General features: G+C 73.0%; 16 protein-coding genes, 2 tRNA genes and 2 pseudogenes. 7 read left to right on the top strand and 13 right to left on the bottom strand.

Features of this window, described 5'->3' with window-relative positions:
• Window positions 1–6 precede the first annotated feature (6 nt).
• The 3 genes from DFQ13_RS22300 to DFQ13_RS22290 all read right to left on the bottom strand — a co-directional run bounded on the left by DFQ13_RS22300 (window position 7) and on the right by DFQ13_RS22290 (window position 1,480).
• Window positions 7–80, bottom strand: a tRNA-Ile gene (locus DFQ13_RS22300).
• Window positions 81–127: 47 nt separating this feature from the next.
• Complete coding sequence (locus tag DFQ13_RS22295) at window positions 128–1,108, bottom strand: glycoside hydrolase family 25 protein (RefSeq protein ID WP_110081217.1); 981 nt, start codon at window positions 1,106–1,108, stop codon at window positions 128–130.
• Window positions 1,109–1,404: 296 nt separating this feature from the next.
• A tRNA-Asn gene (locus DFQ13_RS22290) sits at window positions 1,405–1,480 on the bottom strand.
• Window positions 1,481–1,634: 154 nt separating this feature from the next.
• On the opposite strand from DFQ13_RS22290, the gene DFQ13_RS22285 reads away from it, so the two are divergent.
• Entirely contained in the window at window positions 1,635–1,820 is a 186-nt protein-coding gene (locus tag DFQ13_RS22285) for a hypothetical protein (protein ID WP_035288789.1), read from the top strand.
• Between the two features lie 33 nt (window positions 1,821–1,853).
• Here the strand turns inward: DFQ13_RS22285 and DFQ13_RS22280 are convergent, their stop codons facing one another.
• From DFQ13_RS22280 to dnaG, 3 genes are read right to left on the bottom strand one after another with little or no spacing between them, the layout of a single operon-like run.
• The gene (locus DFQ13_RS22280; protein ID WP_110081215.1) at window positions 1,854–2,618 is read right to left on the bottom strand and encodes a trans-aconitate 2-methyltransferase; all 765 of its coding nucleotides are present in this window, start codon (window positions 2,616–2,618) and stop codon (window positions 1,854–1,856) included.
• Between the two features lie 35 nt (window positions 2,619–2,653).
• Window positions 2,654–3,190 (bottom strand): hypothetical protein, encoded by a 537-nt coding sequence (locus DFQ13_RS22275; RefSeq protein ID WP_110081377.1) that lies wholly within the window; start codon window positions 3,188–3,190, stop codon window positions 2,654–2,656.
• Window positions 3,190–5,091, bottom strand: a complete 1,902-nt coding sequence (dnaG, locus tag DFQ13_RS22270) for a DNA primase (protein ID WP_035288792.1) — start codon at window positions 5,089–5,091, stop codon at window positions 3,190–3,192. Before dnaG ends, DFQ13_RS22275 begins: the two co-directional genes overlap by 1 nt.
• A gap of 217 nt (window positions 5,092–5,308) precedes the next feature.
• Here dnaG and sigJ point away from each other — a divergent pair.
• Window positions 5,309–6,270 (top strand): annotated as a pseudogene (sigJ, locus tag DFQ13_RS22265) (RNA polymerase sigma factor SigJ).
• Here sigJ and DFQ13_RS22260 read toward each other — a convergent pair.
• The 4 genes from DFQ13_RS22260 to DFQ13_RS22245 form a co-directional block, all read right to left on the bottom strand.
• Window positions 6,233–6,799: a carboxymuconolactone decarboxylase family protein gene (locus DFQ13_RS22260; RefSeq protein WP_035288796.1), complete on the bottom strand. Its 567-nt coding sequence runs from the start codon at window positions 6,797–6,799 to the stop codon at window positions 6,233–6,235. The pseudogene sigJ and the gene DFQ13_RS22260 sit on opposite strands and share 38 nt — an antisense overlap.
• A gap of 103 nt (window positions 6,800–6,902) precedes the next feature.
• Window positions 6,903–7,970: a serpin family protein gene (locus DFQ13_RS22255; RefSeq protein WP_110081214.1), complete on the bottom strand. Its 1,068-nt coding sequence runs from the start codon at window positions 7,968–7,970 to the stop codon at window positions 6,903–6,905.
• An 18-nt stretch (window positions 7,971–7,988) separates the two neighbouring features.
• Entirely contained in the window at window positions 7,989–9,263 is a 1,275-nt protein-coding gene (locus DFQ13_RS22250; protein WP_035288800.1) for a deoxyguanosinetriphosphate triphosphohydrolase, read from the bottom strand.
• Between the two features lie 25 nt (window positions 9,264–9,288).
• Entirely contained in the window at window positions 9,289–9,873 is a 585-nt protein-coding gene (locus DFQ13_RS22245) for a YdcF family protein (RefSeq protein WP_052021918.1), read from the bottom strand.
• Window positions 9,874–10,115: 242 nt separating this feature from the next.
• Here DFQ13_RS22245 and DFQ13_RS22240 point away from each other — a divergent pair, with 242 nt between their 5' ends.
• Window positions 10,116–11,054 (top strand): hypothetical protein, encoded by a 939-nt coding sequence (locus DFQ13_RS22240; protein ID WP_052021914.1) that lies wholly within the window; start codon window positions 10,116–10,118, stop codon window positions 11,052–11,054.
• 109 nt (window positions 11,055–11,163) lie between these two features.
• Here DFQ13_RS22240 and DFQ13_RS22235 read toward each other — a convergent pair whose 3' ends face one another.
• A complete protein-coding gene (locus DFQ13_RS22235) occupies window positions 11,164–12,549 on the bottom strand; it encodes a glycine--tRNA ligase (RefSeq protein WP_035288804.1) in 1,386 nt (461 codons plus the stop codon).
• Between the two features lie 90 nt (window positions 12,550–12,639).
• Window positions 12,640–12,894 carry a hypothetical protein gene (locus DFQ13_RS22230; protein WP_110081213.1) on the bottom strand — a complete coding sequence of 85 codons (255 nt, stop codon included), beginning with the start codon at window positions 12,892–12,894 and terminating at the stop codon, window positions 12,640–12,642.
• 95 nt (window positions 12,895–12,989) lie between these two features.
• Between DFQ13_RS22230 and DFQ13_RS22225 the strand changes: the two genes are divergently transcribed.
• The 3 genes from DFQ13_RS22225 (at window position 12,990) to DFQ13_RS22215 (ending at window position 14,290) form a co-directional block, all read left to right on the top strand.
• Window positions 12,990–13,364: an antibiotic biosynthesis monooxygenase family protein gene (locus DFQ13_RS22225; protein ID WP_110081212.1), complete on the top strand. Its 375-nt coding sequence runs from the start codon at window positions 12,990–12,992 to the stop codon at window positions 13,362–13,364.
• A 123-nt stretch (window positions 13,365–13,487) separates the two neighbouring features.
• Window positions 13,488–13,883 (top strand): ArsR/SmtB family transcription factor, encoded by a 396-nt coding sequence (locus DFQ13_RS22220; protein ID WP_110081211.1) that lies wholly within the window; start codon window positions 13,488–13,490, stop codon window positions 13,881–13,883.
• Window positions 13,880–14,290, top strand: a complete 411-nt coding sequence (locus tag DFQ13_RS22215; protein ID WP_035288810.1) for a Fur family transcriptional regulator — start codon at window positions 13,880–13,882, stop codon at window positions 14,288–14,290. Before DFQ13_RS22220 ends, DFQ13_RS22215 begins: the two co-directional genes overlap by 4 nt.
• Window positions 14,291–14,388: 98 nt before the next feature.
• On the opposite strand, the pseudogene DFQ13_RS22210 reads toward DFQ13_RS22215, so the two are convergent.
• A pseudogene (locus DFQ13_RS22210) lies at window positions 14,389–14,880 on the bottom strand (TIGR03943 family putative permease subunit); the annotation flags it as partial.
• Between the two features lie 18 nt (window positions 14,881–14,898).
• Between DFQ13_RS22210 and DFQ13_RS34035 the strand changes: the two are divergent.
• On the top strand, window positions 14,899–15,108 hold a 210-nt coding region (locus DFQ13_RS34035), incomplete at its 3' end, for a hypothetical protein (RefSeq protein ID WP_181400128.1).

The following is a 15,108-nucleotide window of genomic DNA, read 5'->3' as shown; positions in this document are numbered from 1 at the left end:
TCCGAGTGGGGCGGGTCGGGCTCGAACCGACGGCCAAAGGATTATGAGTCCTCTGCTCTGACCAACTGAGCTACCGCCCCGAGAGGGTGATCTTACTCGGTACGGCGCACGCGTCCGGCCGGAAGGGTCACTCCGCTCCGCCCCCGGATTCCGGGGGCGGAGCGAGGCGGGTGCGCAGCGCCGTGGCGAAGTCGTCCGGGTCCGTGCCCCCGGGCAGGACAGGGGCGATGGCGGCGGCGAGGTCGGCCACGGTGCCCCGGCCGGATGACAGCAACCGCAGGGCGTCGACCACGGCCGCCTCCTCCTCACCGAGGAGGCCGACGAGGTGGTTGCCGTCGAGGGTGTCCAGGGCTGCCGCCGGGACGGCGCCGGGGGTGCCCTCGGGGACCATGGCGATGCTGCCGTCTTCGCCGCGCAGGTACCAGCGCTGGCGCAGGAAGCCCATCACGCGGTTGTAGAGGGTGCGCTGCTCGATGTCGGACAGTGCGGACAAGAAGCCCTCCTCGGTGGGATCGATCAGAGCGTTGTTCAGGTCGACCGACCCGGAGATCCCTGGAATCCGGCCGACGGAGGTGTACTGGTGGACGTCGACGCGGCCGCCGTAGCCGCCCAGGCCCTGGTTGCTGCCGTCGTTGCTGCCGTATCGGGCAGCCCAGACCACCAGCTCCGGCACGCCCCACCCCTCCGGCCGCCACAGGCCCAGTTGGCTGACGCTGGAGTAGATTGCGGTCCGGTCGTACCCGAGTTCCCGCAGCCGGTGCAGGAACCGGGTGCCGTGCTCCCGCGCCTCCGCGACCGACCACCGCAACCCCGCCCCGGCGTTGTCCTCCATGTCGAGCGCGGGCACCACCCCACGCGCCTCGAGCCGGGAAACCTCCCCCGCCAACACCTCGGCCTGCGCTTCGGGTCCGGGCGACTTCTGCGCGAAGTGGTACAACCCCACCGCGATCCCCACCGACCGCGCCCCCGCCACCAGCGCGTCGGCGCGCACCCTCGCGGGTCCACCCCCGTCGGACGCCTTGACCCAGGCGAACCGCACCCCGGCACCACGCACCGCCCACCAGTCCGTCACGGTCTGGTAGCGGCCGTAGATGTCGATCCCGAACATGCTCACACCTCAGGGGGACGGGGTGGGTGACCGACTGCTGTCACCGTCGAGCACGACGATTGTCGCCCGCCGGTCGTTCCTCCGAGAAGCACCCAGACCGGTTCAGCCAATCCCTCGGATGGCTGAACGACCGTTGCGCATTGGTGAATAGCCGACCGGGTATTGCGCTTGACGATCGTCGTCGCCACCACATGCCGCTGTCCGCGCTCTGCCAGAAGCAGCAGTGTCACCAACTACCCGCTCGGCCTCCACGTACAAGACCCCCGGTCACCTTTGCGCAGGTGACCGGGGGTCTGTGGCTCCTCCAACTGGACTCGAACCAGTAACCCTTCGATTAACAGTCGAATGCTCTGCCAATTGAGCTATGGAGGAAGGGCGTTCTGCCGGGCCTCAACCCGACGAGCAGTAACTCTAGCGCATCCCCGCGACCGGTTTTACCGGGGGGTGCCCACCCCGGCCCGGAGCGGCAGACCGGCAGGTAGGGGAGGATGTCCGACAAGTCGACACATTCAGGAGGCAGCACGTGATGGGGTTCCTGGTAGGAGCAGGCGTCGGGTACGTGCTCGGCGCCAAGGCCGGGCGGGGGCGGTACGACCAGATCGTGCGCACGTACCGCAAGGTCGCCGACCACCCTGCGGTGCAGGGTGCGGCGGGGATCGCGCGGGCCAAGGTCGGGGAGATGCTCGGGACCAAGGCGGACTCCAAGGGCTGACGGTCGGTCGCCGGGGCGCCCGGGGGTGCGGCCTCAGGGCGTCCTGGCGACGAAGAAGACCCGGCGGAACGGGAACCAGGTGGTGCCGTCGGGCCGCGGCGGGTAGGCCGTGGCGAGGCGTGGGGCCAGGGCCGCGCGGAAGGCGGTCCAGTCGGGGTCGGGCAGGGCGGCGCGGATGGGGCGCAGGGCCGTGCCGGTGATCCACTCCAGGACCGCGTCCCGGCCGGTCAGCCGTTGCACGTAGGTGGTCTCCCAGGCGTCGACGGCGCAGCCCGCGGTGCTCATCAGGTCGGCGTAGCCCTCGGGGTCGAGGACGGCGTCCTCTTCGCGGAGGCGGACCGGTTCCAGGCGGTCGTGCCACTCGGGTTCGGCGACCAGTTCGCGGACCAGGGCGTGGGAGGGGGCGCCGAAGTTGCCCGGGACCTGCACGGCGATCCACGCGCCCGGGGGCAGTTCGGCCGCCCAGCGGCGCAGCAGGTCCTGGTACCCGGGGACCCACTGGAGCACGGCGTTGCTCACCACGACGTCGGTGTCGGCGGCGGGTTCCCAGTCCTGGACGGCGCGTTCCTCGGCTTCGACGCCGCGTTCGCGGGCCGCGGCGACCATCTCCGCGGACGAGTCGATCGCGGTCAGCCGGGCGTCGGGCCAGCGCCGGGCCAGGGTCGTGGTGAGGGTGCCGGGGCCGCAACCGAGGTCGGCCACGGCTCGCGGGCTGTCGGCGTCGATGCGGGCGAGCAGTTCGTGGAACGGCCTGCTCCGGTGGTCACCGAAGGTCAGGTACTCGGTCGGATTCCACATGACGCCCCCTGTAACAGTACGTTCGTACTGTTACCTTACTGCGAGTTCTCCTCATCCGGAAGCCCGCCGGACATCTTGGCCGCGACCTCGGCGGCGATCTCGCGCACCAGCTCCGCGTCGGTGCCCGGGTCGGGGCGGACCTGCAAGACCGTTCCGTCCCGGCCGGGCAGCTTGCGCTGGACGAACCACGCCCCGCCACCGGGCAGCTCGCGGTGGTGCCGCGAGCGGATCGAACCGGTGACCCTGCGGTGCACGGCCTGCGGCAGCTTCCCCGGCGCTTCGACGACGTAGCGGCGGGGCCGCAGGTCGGCCAGGAGCACCGCGGTGCCCGCTTCGCCGACCTCCTCCGCCTCGACGATCTCCAGCGCGCCACCACCCCAGATGGCCTTGGAGACCAGGTGCCACCCGATGCGGCGCGGGCCCTCCGGCTCGGGCACCCACAGCCCGAGCGAGGTGGCCAGCAGGTGCCCACCGCCGCGCACGGTCGCCGCCGCGCCGACTGTCTCGTCGCGCTCCAGCTCGCCGGTGAAGCCCTTCGGCACGCCGCTGAGCAGCCGTTGCAGGAAGCCGATCACGCCGCACCGCCCGCGGCCTGGTTGCCGAGCGCCTTATACCACTCCTCCATCGCCACCAGGTCCCCCCACAGCGCGCGCGCCTCGTCCGGGTGCTCCATCGGCGAGACCCGCTGCAACCGCGACTTGATGTCGGCGATCTGCTTGGCCACCAGTTCCCGCTGCAACGCGGCGAGGATGGCGGAGGCGTAGCGCTCGGCGGCGGCGTTCTTGTTCGGCAGCGGCATCGGCTCGACGCTCAGCTCGCTGACCAGCTTGCGCACCGCCTCCCCCTGGCACTGCTTGGAGACGGCCTCCAGCAGCTCACCGCCGCCGAGGCCGGAGGCGGTGCCGCCCGCGTCGATCACGGCCTGGTGCAGGGCGGCGTAGGCCGGGTCGGTGAAGACCTCGACCGGGAGCGAGTCGTACATCGGGCCCGCCAGGGCGGGCTCCTGCAGCGCCAGCTTGAGCACCTCGCGCTGGGCGTGCAGGCGCGGGTTGCGCGGGTCGGGCCGGGCCGGGCCGGTGGTCTCGACGGCGAGCGCGCCCTGGTTCTGGTCCACCTGGGTGCGCGACGACCGCCGGGCGGTGCCGCCCGCGCTCTCGCGGACCCGGCGGACGACCGCGGCGGTGTCGTCCCAGCCGACCCACCCGGCCAACTGGCGGGCGTACTCGTCGCGCAGCGAGTGGTCCTTGATCCGGGCCACCATGGGCACGGTGCGGCGCAGCGCGTCGACGCGCCCCTCGGCGGTGTCGAGGTCGATCTTGGCCAGCTCGGAGCGGATGGCGAAGCTCAGCAGCGGGGTGCGCCGGGCGACCAGGTCCTTGACCGCGACGTCGCCCTTCGCTTGGCGCAGCTCGCAGGGGTCCATGCCGTCGGGGGCGATGGCGATGAAGGTCTGGGCGGCGAACTCCTGCTCGTCGTCGAAGGCCTTGCGGGCGGCCTTCTGCCCGGCCTCGTCCCCGTCGAAGGTGAAGATCACCTCGCCGCGGAAGGCGTCGTCGTCCATCAGCAGCCTGCGCAGCACCCGGATGTGGTCGGCGCCGAACGCGGTGCCGCAGGAGGCCACCGCCGTGGGCACGCCCGCCTGGTGCATGGCCATCACGTCGGTGTAGCCCTCGACGACGACGACCTGGTGGCGCTTGGCGATCTCCCGCTTGGCCAGGTCGAGCCCGAACAGCACGTTGGACTTCTTGTAGATCGGGCTCTCGCTGGTGTTGAGGTACTTCGCCTGGATCTGGTCGTCGTCGAAGAGCCTGCGCGCGCCGAAGCCGACCACGTCGCCGCCGATGTCCTTGATCGGCCACAGCAGCCGCCGGTGGAACCGGTCGATCGGCCCCTGCCGCCCCTCCTTGACCAGGCCGCCCTTGATCAGCTCGGCCACCTCGAAGCCGCGGCCGAGCAGGTGCTTGGTCAGCCGGTCCCAGCCCGCCGGGGCGAACCCGCAGCCGTACACCGCCGCGGCCGCCTCGTCGAAGCCGCGTTCGGCCAGGAACTCCCGCGCGGTCACGGCCTCCGGGCTGCGCAGTTGCTCGGCGTAGAACTCCGCCGCCGCCTTGTGCGCGTCGACCAGCCGCGACCGGGTGCCCCGGTCGCGCTGCACGCTGGCGCCGCCGCCCTCGTAGGTCAACTGCAACCCGACCCGTTCGGCGAGGCGCTCCACCGACTCGACGAACGACAGGTGGTCGATCTTCATCACGAACGCGATGACGTCGCCGCCCTCGCCGCAGCCGAAGCAGTGGAACGTCCCGTGCGTCGACCGCACGTTGAACGACGGGGTCTTCTCGTCGTGGAACGGGCACAGCCCCTTGAGCGCGCCGCCGCCCGCGCGCCGCAACTGGACGTACTCGCCGACGATCTCGTCGATCCGGCTGCGCTCGCGGACGAGTGCTATGTCGCTTTCCCGGATGCGTCCTGCCACGGTCGTCAAGTCTATGCGCGTGCGCCGACTCCCGGCTTTCAGGTCACTCGGCCCCGCCGCCCCCTCCCCTCCGCTGCCACCGACTTCCTCCCACCGGCCACGCCCGCGCACCGGCACGTCCTGGTTTCGCCGATCTCCTCCCAGCTCGCTCGTCCTGTTCGTCGACCACTCCCCCACCGCCGCCGCCGGTGCCCACACCCGCCCCTACCATGGGCGCGTGCCAGCCGACGCCGACCTCGCCGCGCGGTTCGCCGAGCACCGCACGCACCTGGTGGGCGTGGCCTACCGCCTCACCGGCACCCTGGCCGACGCCGAGGACGCGGTGCAGGACGCCTGGCTGCGCCTGTCCGGTGTGGACGAACAGACCCTGCAGGGCATCCGCGACCTGCGCGCTTGGCTGACCACCGCCGTGGCAGGCTGTGCCTGGACCGGCTGCGGTCGGCCACCGCCCGCCGCGAGCGCCACGTCGGCCCGTGGCTGCCCGAGCCGATCGTCACCCCGCTGCCCGGCGCCCCCGGCCCGGCCGCCGCCGAGGACCCGCTGGACGTGGTCGTCCGCGACGACGGCGTGCGGCTGGCCGCCCTGGTCGTGCTCGACCGGCTCACCCCGGAGCAGCGGGTCGCGCTGGTGCTGCACGACGCGTTCGGCGTCCCGTTCGGCGAGATCGCCGCCACCCTGGGCTGCTCACCCGCGGCGGCCCGCCAGCACGCCACCCGGGCCCGCAGGGCCGCGGCAGCGGCGGACCCGCCACCGCGGGTGCCGCTGCCGCAGCAGCGCGAGCTCGTCGAGGACTTCCTCGCCGCCCTGGCCTCCGGTGACCTGGCCAGGGTGGTGGCCCTGCTGCACCCGGACGCCGTGCTCACCGGGGACGGTGGCGGCAAGGCCCGCACGGCGCGGCAGCGGGTGGTCGGCGCCGACCGGATCGGCCGGTTCCTGCTGGGGCTGCTCGCGATGTACGGTCCCGCCGCCCTGGCGGGCGGGCGCCTGGTGCTGGTGAACGGCGACCTGGGCATGGTGCTGCCCGCGACCCCCGGTGGTGACGGGCACCGGCCGCTCGGTGCCCGGGTCACCACCTTCGCGGTCCGGGACGGCCGGATCGCGGAGGTCTACGACGTGGTCAACCCGGACAAGCTGGTCAGGGTCACCGGGTCGGCACCCGGCACGCCTCCCCCGAGCTGAAGCCCTGGTCGACGATGCCGAGCGTGCCGTTCATCCTGGCGCGCATGTTCTCCAGCGCGATCTGGTAGGTCAGTTCGAGCACTCCTTTCTCACCGAACCGCTCCCGGAGTTCGGCGAACTGCGCGTCGGTGACGCCGACCGGGGTGTCGGTCATGGCGTCGGCGTAGGCGATGGCCAGCCGCTCGTCGTCGGTGTAGGCGGACGAGGTGGCGTGGTCATCGATGTGGGCGAGCCGCTCGACGTCCAGCCCGTCGAGGCGCTGGAGCATGGCGCCGAAGTCGACGCACCACGAGCAGCCCAGCCGCTGGGCGACCCGGTACACCGCCAGCTCGCGGACGGCGGCGGGCAGCACCGTGGACGCCCGTTGGGCGGCGAGCTCGTGGACGACGTTCGCGCCCATGAGCCCGCGGTGGTGGGCCAGCACGGTCAACGGCTCGGGCACGGCCCCGAACCGTTTGGCCGCGAACCGGTAGAGCATCCGCAGCACCGGACCACCCGACTTGCCGTCCACACCGTCGATACGGGCCATCTCGGGCTCCTCCGTCGCAGGGCCCCGTCGGGGGCCGTGTACTCGGGAGACGAGGTACCGGGTCGATGTGTGACAGCCGGTCGGAACGGGATCAAGAACGGGATCAGGACGGGTCCGTCACCCTCGCCACGAAGTAGAGCACGCCGGTACGACGATTCCGGACCAGGAACAGGAACGGCCGGTCCACCGCGACCTCCAGCGGCTCGCCGACGGACAGGCTGACCGCTCGCATCATGACCGCCGTGGCCGCCGCGCCCTCGAAGCCCTGCTCGTCGACCTTGAGCACCGCCTCGTGGACGACCTCGTCCACCGCCAGCCGGTCCGGGCTGATCCCGCTGAGGTCCGCCTCGTCGGTGAAGACCGCCCGGACGCCCAGTCCGGACAGCGCGGACCGCAGCTTCGCCTCCGACCGCACCGCCAGCCTCGGCAGCAGCAACGTGATCATGGCCCGGCCCTTCGCCTCCACCAGCGCCGCCAGCGACTCGCCGGTCAGCGCGGCCTCGGCCTCGGCGAGGTCGCCGTCCGGCAGCAGGACGAGCGCCTCCACCTGCCCGGCCCCCGGGAGCCGCACGACCTGCCACCCGTCGACCGCGGCGTACCCCAGCGTCTCGGTCAGCGCCATGGTGGGCACGTCGACCGGTCCGGATGGGGTGCGGAACGGCCGCGGCTCGGTCCCGCCCTCGGCGAACCTGTTGCGCCACGCCACTTTCAGGTACAGCGCGTTCACCAGCGCGGAGACCGTCGTCGCGCGGACGTCGCCCGGTTTCAGCAGCTCGTCGATCAACTGCCGGGTCGTCTCGGCGACGTCGGCGTTGATCGTGCGGCGGGCGCCCTCGGTGTCGTCGCGGAACGACACCGCGCGCACCCCGCCGGACATCCGGGACGCGAACCCCTCCTCGACCCGGATCGCGGGGTCGACCCACAGCGTGTTGGCCACGGCGAGGGTCATCCGGTCCTCGCCGTCGTCCGGTTCGGTCGCCCCCGCCAACGCCCCGTGCAGCTCGTCGAGGTCGCCGAGCAGCGCGGTCAGCTCGGCGCGGGTGTCCCCGCGGGCCCCTTCCGCGAGCAGGCCGAGCGCGCTGGCCACCGAGAACGGCGACCAGCACACCTGCTCCGCGGGGTCGGGCGCGACGGCGCGGAGCAGGGCCAGGGTGAAGTCCAGGTGCGACACGCGTCCGAGTGTGCCGGCTCAGCGGCCGGGGGCTCGGTGGTTGTCCACAAGCGCGGCGTGCCAGACCAGCGCCTGCGAGTCCGTCAGCGACGCGACCTGGTCGATGACCACCCGCAACCGCGCCGCGTCGTCCGCCGCCTCCGCCCAGGCCGGGCGGAACGCGGGCTCCAGCACCTCCGCCGCCCGCCGCACCAGCACCGCGACCAGGCTGCTGAGCAGTTCGCGCTGCCCGGCCTGCAGGGCCAGCCGGTCGGGGTCGCTCATCACGTAGCGCACCGCCATCGCCTTGAGCAGCGCGACCTCGGCGGCGACCCGCCCGGGTACGACCAGGTCGGCGGCGTAGCGGGTCAGCGGCCCGTCGCCGTGCGCGCGGCGGGTGCCCGCGACGACCGCCGTGGCGAACCGACCGACGAGTTCGCTGGTCAGCCGCTTGAGCGCGACCTGGGCGGCCAGCGAACCGTCGTACTCCCGCGCGACGAGGTCGGCGACCGGGGACAGCCCCAGCAGCTGCGCCGCGGCCTCCTCCAGGCAGGAGACCGGCTCGGCGGAGAAGTGCTTGGCGGCCAGTCCGGCGATCACCGCGCGCTCCGCCGGGTCGGCCAGCGAGGCCAGCGAGATCCGCCCGGCGCGCACCCCGTCCTCGACGTCGTGCACCGAGTAGGCCACGTCGTCGGCCCAGTCCATGACCTGCGCCTCCAGGCAGCGGCGGTCGTCGGGGACGCCGTCGCGCAGCCACCGGAACACCGGCAGGTCGTCGTCGTAGACGCCGAACTTGACCACCCCGGCGCGGCGCGGCCATGGGTACTTCGCGGCCGCGTCGAGCGAGGCCCGGGTGAGGTTGAGGCCGTGGCCGAGCACCTTCGGCTCCAGCCGGGTCAGGATGCGCAGGGTCTGCGCGTTGCCCTCGAACCCGCCGCAGGGCTGGGCGGCGAGGTCGAGCGCCCGCTCGCCGTTGTGGCCGAAGGGCGGGTGGCCGATGTCGTGGGCGAGGCCCGCGGTGTCGACGACGTCCGGGTCGCAGCCCAGTTCCTCGGCGATGCCGCGCCCGATCTGGGCGACCTCCAGGGAGTGGGTCAGCCTGGTCCGCGGGATGCCGTGCGCCTCGGAGCCCTCGTTGGGCCCCACGACCTGGGTCTTGCCCGCGAGCCTGCGCAGCGCCGCCGAGTGCAGGACCCGGGCGCGGTCCCGGCTGAACGGCGTGCGCACGGGGGCCCGCGCACCGGGCAGGCCCGCGCCCTTGTCCGGCTCGGCGACCAGCCGTTCGCGGTCGTGCGCGCTGTAGCCGTTGTTCACCCGGAGAGGGTACGTCCCGGGGGCGTCAGCCGACTTCCTGATCGAGGGCGATGCGGTCGGCGGAGGCGTGGGTGCCGCGGTAGTACAACAGGGCGGCGGTCTCGCGGAGGATGTAGCGGGCCTGGGTCTCGCGCGTCTGCACGATCGGTCCGGAGTGCGTGGGCGAGGTCCAGGCGTCCAGCCCGGCGTCCTCGGCCATGGTGCGGGCGCGCAGCGAGTGCCAGGGGTCGCTGACGATCACGGCGGACTCCCAGCCGCGGTTCATCACCTCGCCCGCCACGGCGTGCAGGGTGCCCAGGGTGTCGTTGCCCTCGCTGACCTGGATGACCCGGTCGTCGGGCACGCCGTGGTCGACCAGCCAGCGCTTGCCCGCCTCGGCCTCGCTGTAGCGGTCGCCCTCCCGCCTGCCACCGCCGGTGACGATGTGCTCGGCGACGCCCTCCTCGAACAGCGCCTTGGCCTGCCGCAGCCGGGCTTCGAGGACCTTCGACGGCCTGCCGGCGTACTGGGCCGCGCCGAGCACGACCACCACGTCGGCGCGGTCGCGGTCGTCGATGCGGGCGACCTGCCAGACCCGGAACGCGGTGCCGCCGACGACGAGGAAGCCCATCAGCACGAAACCGACGAGCAGCCTGCGCAGGAACCGGCGCACCGGGTGGGGGTGGGGGGGCACTCCGACATCCTTCCAGGACCGGGGACGAGCCGTGGTGCGGCGAACACGCTACGCGCAGGGTATGACGTCCGTGGCGGCCGGGGGTTGCCCGACCCCCGAGTTGTCCACATCCCCCGAATCCATCCACAGGTTCGCGACTCGCCTTCCCGCCCGCCCGCCGAGCCGGTTTCCTCGAAGCCATGACAGCGAACCGAGCAGTCCTCGACCTCGACCACCTGCCCGCCCTGTTCCCGCACGGCGTGGCCCGCTCGTCCGAACTGGTCGCACTCGGCCTCTCCGGTCCCCGGATCGCCGCCCGCTGCGCGCCCCGGGGCCCGTGGCAGCGCCTCGACGAAGGCGTCGTCCTGCTCAGCGACGCGCCGCCCGCGCGCACCCAGCGGTTGCAGGCGGCGCTGCGGGTGGCCGGGCCGCACGCCGTCGTCACCGGCCGGGAGGCCCTGTGGCTGCACGGGATGGCGGTGCCGCCGCTGGGCGCGATCCACCTGCTCGTGCCGTCGTCGGCGCGCGGGCGGTCGGACGGGTCGGTGGCGGCCGAGCGCACCGACCGGATGCCGGACACGCTGTGGCGGCGGGGGTTCCCCACCGCTCCGGCCGCCAGGGCGCTCGTCGACGCGTGCAGGCGGACACCGTCGGTGGAGGAGGTGCGCGCCCTGGCACTCGGCGGCCCGGTGCCGCTCGCGGCGATCCACCGGGAACTGGCGTCCACCTCCGCGACCGGCGTGGGCGCGCTCCGCCGCGTGCTGTCCGAAGTGGACCGGGGAGTCCGGTCGGCGGGAACGCGGATCGCGGCGTCGCTGGTGGACCGCGCGGGGCTGCCGCCACCGCGGTGGTCGGTGCGGCTGAGCACGCCGAACGACGTCCACCTGGGCATCGTCGACGCGTGGTGGGACGAGGTGGGGCTGGCCTGGGACGCCGACCTGCACCGGCCGTGGGCGCCGAGCAGCCACCGGGCCACCCTCACCCGGGCGGCCAGGCTGACCGCGGCCGGGGTGATCCCGGTGCACACCGCGCCCGCCCGCATCCGGGACGACACCGCGGCGGTGGTCGCCGAACTGCGGGGCGCGTACCGGCTCGCGGCGGACCTGCCGCGCCCGGAGGTGGTGGCGCACAAGGGGTGAACCGGGCCACCGGCAGCGCGCGGGACCGACGCGGACGGAGCCCGCCTGCTGCCGGTGGGGGTCGATACCAGTCGGAACAGACGTCGGTGGTCGGGAGACGGGGGGTGGATCAGCAGCCGATGAGGTGGGCGGCGAGGTAGGACTCGAGGCGGTCGAGGGAGACCCGCTCCTGCGACATGGTGTCCCGCTCGCGGACGGTGACGGCGTGGTCGTTGAGGGTGTCGAAGTCGACCGTCACGCAGAACGGCGTGCCGATCTCGTCCTGCCTGCGGTAGCGGCGGCCGATGGCGCCCGCGTCGTCGAAGTCGGTGTTCCAGTGCTTGCGCAGCGCGGCGGCCACGTCCCGGGCCTTGGGCGAGAGGTCCGCGTTGCGCGAGAGCGGGAGCACGGCGGCCTTCACCGGGGCCAGCCTGCGGTCGAGGCGCAGCACGATCCGCTGGTCGACACCGCCCTTGGCGTTGGGCGCCACGTCCTCGGTGTAGGCGTCGAGCAGGAACGCCATCATCGGGCGGCCGACACCGGCGGCGGGCTCGATCACGAACGGCCGGTAGCGGGAGTTGGTGGCCTGGTCGAAGTAGGACAGGTCGACGCCGGAGTTGTTGGAGTGCGTGGTCAGGTCGAAGTCGCTGCGGTTGGCCACGCCCTCCAGCTCGCCCCACTCCTGCCCGTCGAACCGGAAGCGGTACTCGATGTCCACCGTCCGCTTGGAGTAGTGCGAGAGCTTCTCCTGCGGGTGCTCGTAGATGCGGAGGTTGTCCTTGGCGATGCCCAGGTCGGTGTACCAGCGCAGGCGCTCGTCGATCCAGTACTGGTGCCACTCCTCGTCGGTGCCGGGTTCGACGAAGAACTCCATCTCCATCTGCTCGAACTCGCGGGTGCGGAAGATGAAGTTGCCCGGGGAGATCTCGTTGCGGAACGACTTGCCGATCTGGCCGATGCCGAACGGCGGCTTGCGGCGGGAGGTGGTCAGCACGTTCAGGAAGTTCACGAAGATGCCCTGGGCGGTCTCCGGGCGCAGGTAGTGCATGCCCTCCTCGGTCTCCACTGGCCCGAGGTGCGTCTTGAGCATCATGTTGAACTCGCGCGGCTCGGTGTACTCGCCGCGGGTGCCGCAGTTGGGGCAGGGGACGTCGGAGACGTCGTTCTCGGCCACGTCCTTGCCGGTGCGGGCGGCGTACTGCTCGGCGAGCTGGTCCGCGCGGAAGCGCTTGTGGCAGGAGGTGCACTCGACCAGGGGGTCGTGGAAGGCGTTCACGTGGCCGGACGCCGTCCAGACCTGCTTGGGCAGGATGACCGAGGAGTCCAGGCCGACGACGTCGTCGCGGCCCTGCACCACGGACTTCCACCAGGCGCGCTTGATGTTGTCCTTGAGCTCGACGCCGAGGGGGCCGTAGTCCCAGGCGGACCGGGTGCCGCCGTAGATCTCACCGCTCGGGTAGACGAAGCCCCTGCGCTTGCAGAGGTTGACGACGGAGTCGAGCCGTTCGGCGGGCACTGACCCTCCATGCGGGGGAAATCAAAGGTCGGCGAGGGTGCCCAGGGTAGTCCGCGGCGGCGGTGGGCCGTACGGCGCCCGCCCGGTCGGTCACAGCACCGAGAAGGCGATTCCCACGAGCAGCGCCAGCACCAGGGCGCGGCCCGCCCGCTGCCCGGCCGAGAGCACCCGCCAGGTGCCCGCGAGCAGGGTGGCGACCCCGGCGGCCAGCAGGAACAGCAGTCCGGCGCCGACCGCGCCGCGCACCAGGACCCCGGTCGCGAACACGGCGACCACGACCAGGAAGGCCAGTGACGGTGACACCCTCGACAGCGGGCCGCGGCCCGCCGGCAGTGGTGCTCGCATCGGGCGCTGCGGTGGCACGGTGCCTCCCGGTCGGTGACGGCTGCGTGGGCTACCGTTCTGCATCCTCGCACCGAACACCACCGGAAGGCGCGCGCGTGCTGCTGATCGCCCGGTTCACCGTGACCGACCCCGAGCCGTTCACCGCCCGGGCCGAGCGGGCGCTGGGGTTGCTGCTGGCGCAGCCCGGGTGCGTGCGCGGGCTGCTCGTGCGCTCGACCGAGGACGCGGGCTCGTGGGTGTTGACCGTGGAGTTCGAGTCGGTGGCGGCCTACCGGCGGTCGCTGTCGCCGTTCGACGTGCGCACCGAGGTGATCCCGTTCCTGACCGAGGCCGACACGACCGAACCCGCCGCCTTCGAGGTGGTGGTGGAGGCCGCGCCCGGGTCGGTCCGCAGGCACACCAGCCTGCTGGCCGCCGACGCGGGGACGGTGCGGTTGGGCGAGGCGGCGGGGCCCACCACGGCGCGGTGACCCCACCCGGTCGACCGGCGGTCCACTCGGCTGTGAGCAGGTGCAATCCCGGCTCCGGCGGAAACGGCCTAGGATGTTGACAACGGTAACCATCACCCCGGGCCAGGCCAGCAGGAGAGGACGATGTCGATCGTGACCTCGGACGCCGCGTCGCGGGAACTGCCCATCGCTCCCGAGCGGCACGACCACTCGCCCGACCGGCCCGCGCCGCAGCAGTTGCCGCGCAGGCCGGTGAGCACGCTGAGCGCGGCGGGCGACCTGCTGCGGGCGCTGGCCGCTCCGGTGCGGATCGCCATCGTGCTGGAGCTGCGCGCCGCCGACCTGTGCGTGCACGAGCTGGTCGAGGCGCTGGGGGTGGCGCAGCCGCTGATCAGCCAGCACCTGCGGGTGCTCAAGTCGGCCGGGGTCGTGCACGGGGAGCGGCACGGCCGGGAGGTGGTCTACCGGCTGGTCGACGAGCACCTGTCGCACATCGTGGTGGACGCGGTGGCCCACGTGGAGGAAGGCGAACGCCGGTGACGACGGACCGATCCTCGGCAACGGTGCCGGGCAGGCGTTCGACCCGCCAGCGCACCGCCGTGGCCCAACTGCTCGACCAGCTCGACGACTTCCGCTCCGCCCAGGAACTGCACGAGGAACTGCGCAAGCGCGGTGAGGGCATCGGCCTCACCACGGTCTACCGCACCCTCCAGTCCCTGGCCGACGCGGGCGAGATCGACGTGCTGCGCACCGACAGCGGCGAGGCGATCTACCGGCGCTGCTCCAGCCATCACCACCACCACCTGGTGTGCCGCTCCTGCGGGCACACCGTGGAGGTCGAGGGCCCCGCCGTCGAGCGCTGGGCCGACCGCATCGCGGCGGAGAACGGCTTCTCCCAGGTGAGCCACACCGTGGAGATCTTCGGCACCTGCGAGCGCTGCGCCTGAGCACCACCCGCCCCAGCCGCTGAGACCACAGGACGGGCGCCACAGCCAGGCCGTGTGTCCGAGAGCAGGATCGTCTCGGTGGTGCCAGTGGTGGGCGGCTACTGCTCGTACGGGTTTTCCGGCTGCGGTACGGGGGTGACACCGAGGAGCGACAGGGTGGGGATGTAGTCGTTCTCCTTGGTCGCGCTGCCGGGGACGAGTTTGCCGACAGCGTCGATCCAGGTGTCGTTGGGCAGGGTGTCGACCGAGCGGCCGTCGAGGCGGACTCGGACCGGGAAGGCGTCGGCGGCGCAGCAGGCGATGCTCAGGCGGGCGAGGTAGACGTCGTCGCCGTCGTGGACGATGAAGCCGGTCAGGCGGACGGTGCGGCTCTCCAGGGCGCGGGAGCGGTCGAACGCGGCTCGGGAGGCGAAGTCGGCCATGCCGAGCGGGAGGACGTCGCCCGGGGGCAGGTCGGGGTAGAGGGCCGAGTCGGTGGTGGCCGAGCGGGCCACGGCCGCGCCGCTGTCGGCCCGCTTCACCGAGTCGGCGCCCAGGGCGGGTGGGGCGATCAGGAAGATCGCCAGCACGGGGAGCAGGAGCAGCCACGCGCTCCGCGCCGAGTGCTGGTGCTCCCCCGCGTGGTCGTCGCCCGCGAGGCCGTGCCCGGCGTGGTCATGCCCAGCCTGACCGTGCCCCGGTTGGCCGTGGTGGGCGGCATGGTCGTGCCCCGGTTGGCCGTGCTCGGCGTGGGCGTGGTCGGCGTGGGCGTGGTCGGCGTGGGCGTGGTCGGCGTGGGCGTGGTCGGCGTGGGCGTGGTCGGCGTGGGCGTGGTCGGC

Source organism: Actinokineospora spheciospongiae, assembly GCF_003182415.1.
In the GTDB taxonomy this organism is placed as follows: Bacteria; Actinomycetota; Actinomycetes; order Mycobacteriales; family Pseudonocardiaceae; genus Actinokineospora; species Actinokineospora spheciospongiae.
The sequence above is the reverse complement of the archived record's forward strand: the minus strand, read 5'-3'. Positions and strand labels throughout refer to the sequence as shown.

Bases quoted from the DNA above. Each gene is read 5' to 3' on its own strand.
- DFQ13_RS22295 (WP_110081217.1), bottom strand. From the start codon at position 1,108: ATGTTCGGGATCGACATCTACGGCCGCTACCAGACCGTGACGGACTGG.
- DFQ13_RS22285 (WP_035288789.1), top strand. From the start codon at position 1,635: ATGGGGTTCCTGGTAGGAGCAGGCGTCGGGTACGTGCTCGGCGCCAAG.
- DFQ13_RS22280 (WP_110081215.1), bottom strand. From the start codon at position 2,618: ATGTGGAATCCGACCGAGTACCTGACCTTCGGTGACCACCGGAGCAGG.
- DFQ13_RS22260 (WP_035288796.1), bottom strand. From the start codon at position 6,799: ATGGCCCGTATCGACGGTGTGGACGGCAAGTCGGGTGGTCCGGTGCTG.
- DFQ13_RS22245 (WP_052021918.1), bottom strand. From the start codon at position 9,873: ATGGGCTTCCTCGTCGTCGGCGGCACCGCGTTCCGGGTCTGGCAGGTC.
- DFQ13_RS22240 (WP_052021914.1), top strand. From the start codon at position 10,116: ATGACAGCGAACCGAGCAGTCCTCGACCTCGACCACCTGCCCGCCCTG.
- DFQ13_RS22230 (WP_110081213.1), bottom strand. From the start codon at position 12,894: ATGCGAGCACCACTGCCGGCGGGCCGCGGCCCGCTGTCGAGGGTGTCA.
- DFQ13_RS22220 (WP_110081211.1), top strand. From the start codon at position 13,488: ATGTCGATCGTGACCTCGGACGCCGCGTCGCGGGAACTGCCCATCGCT.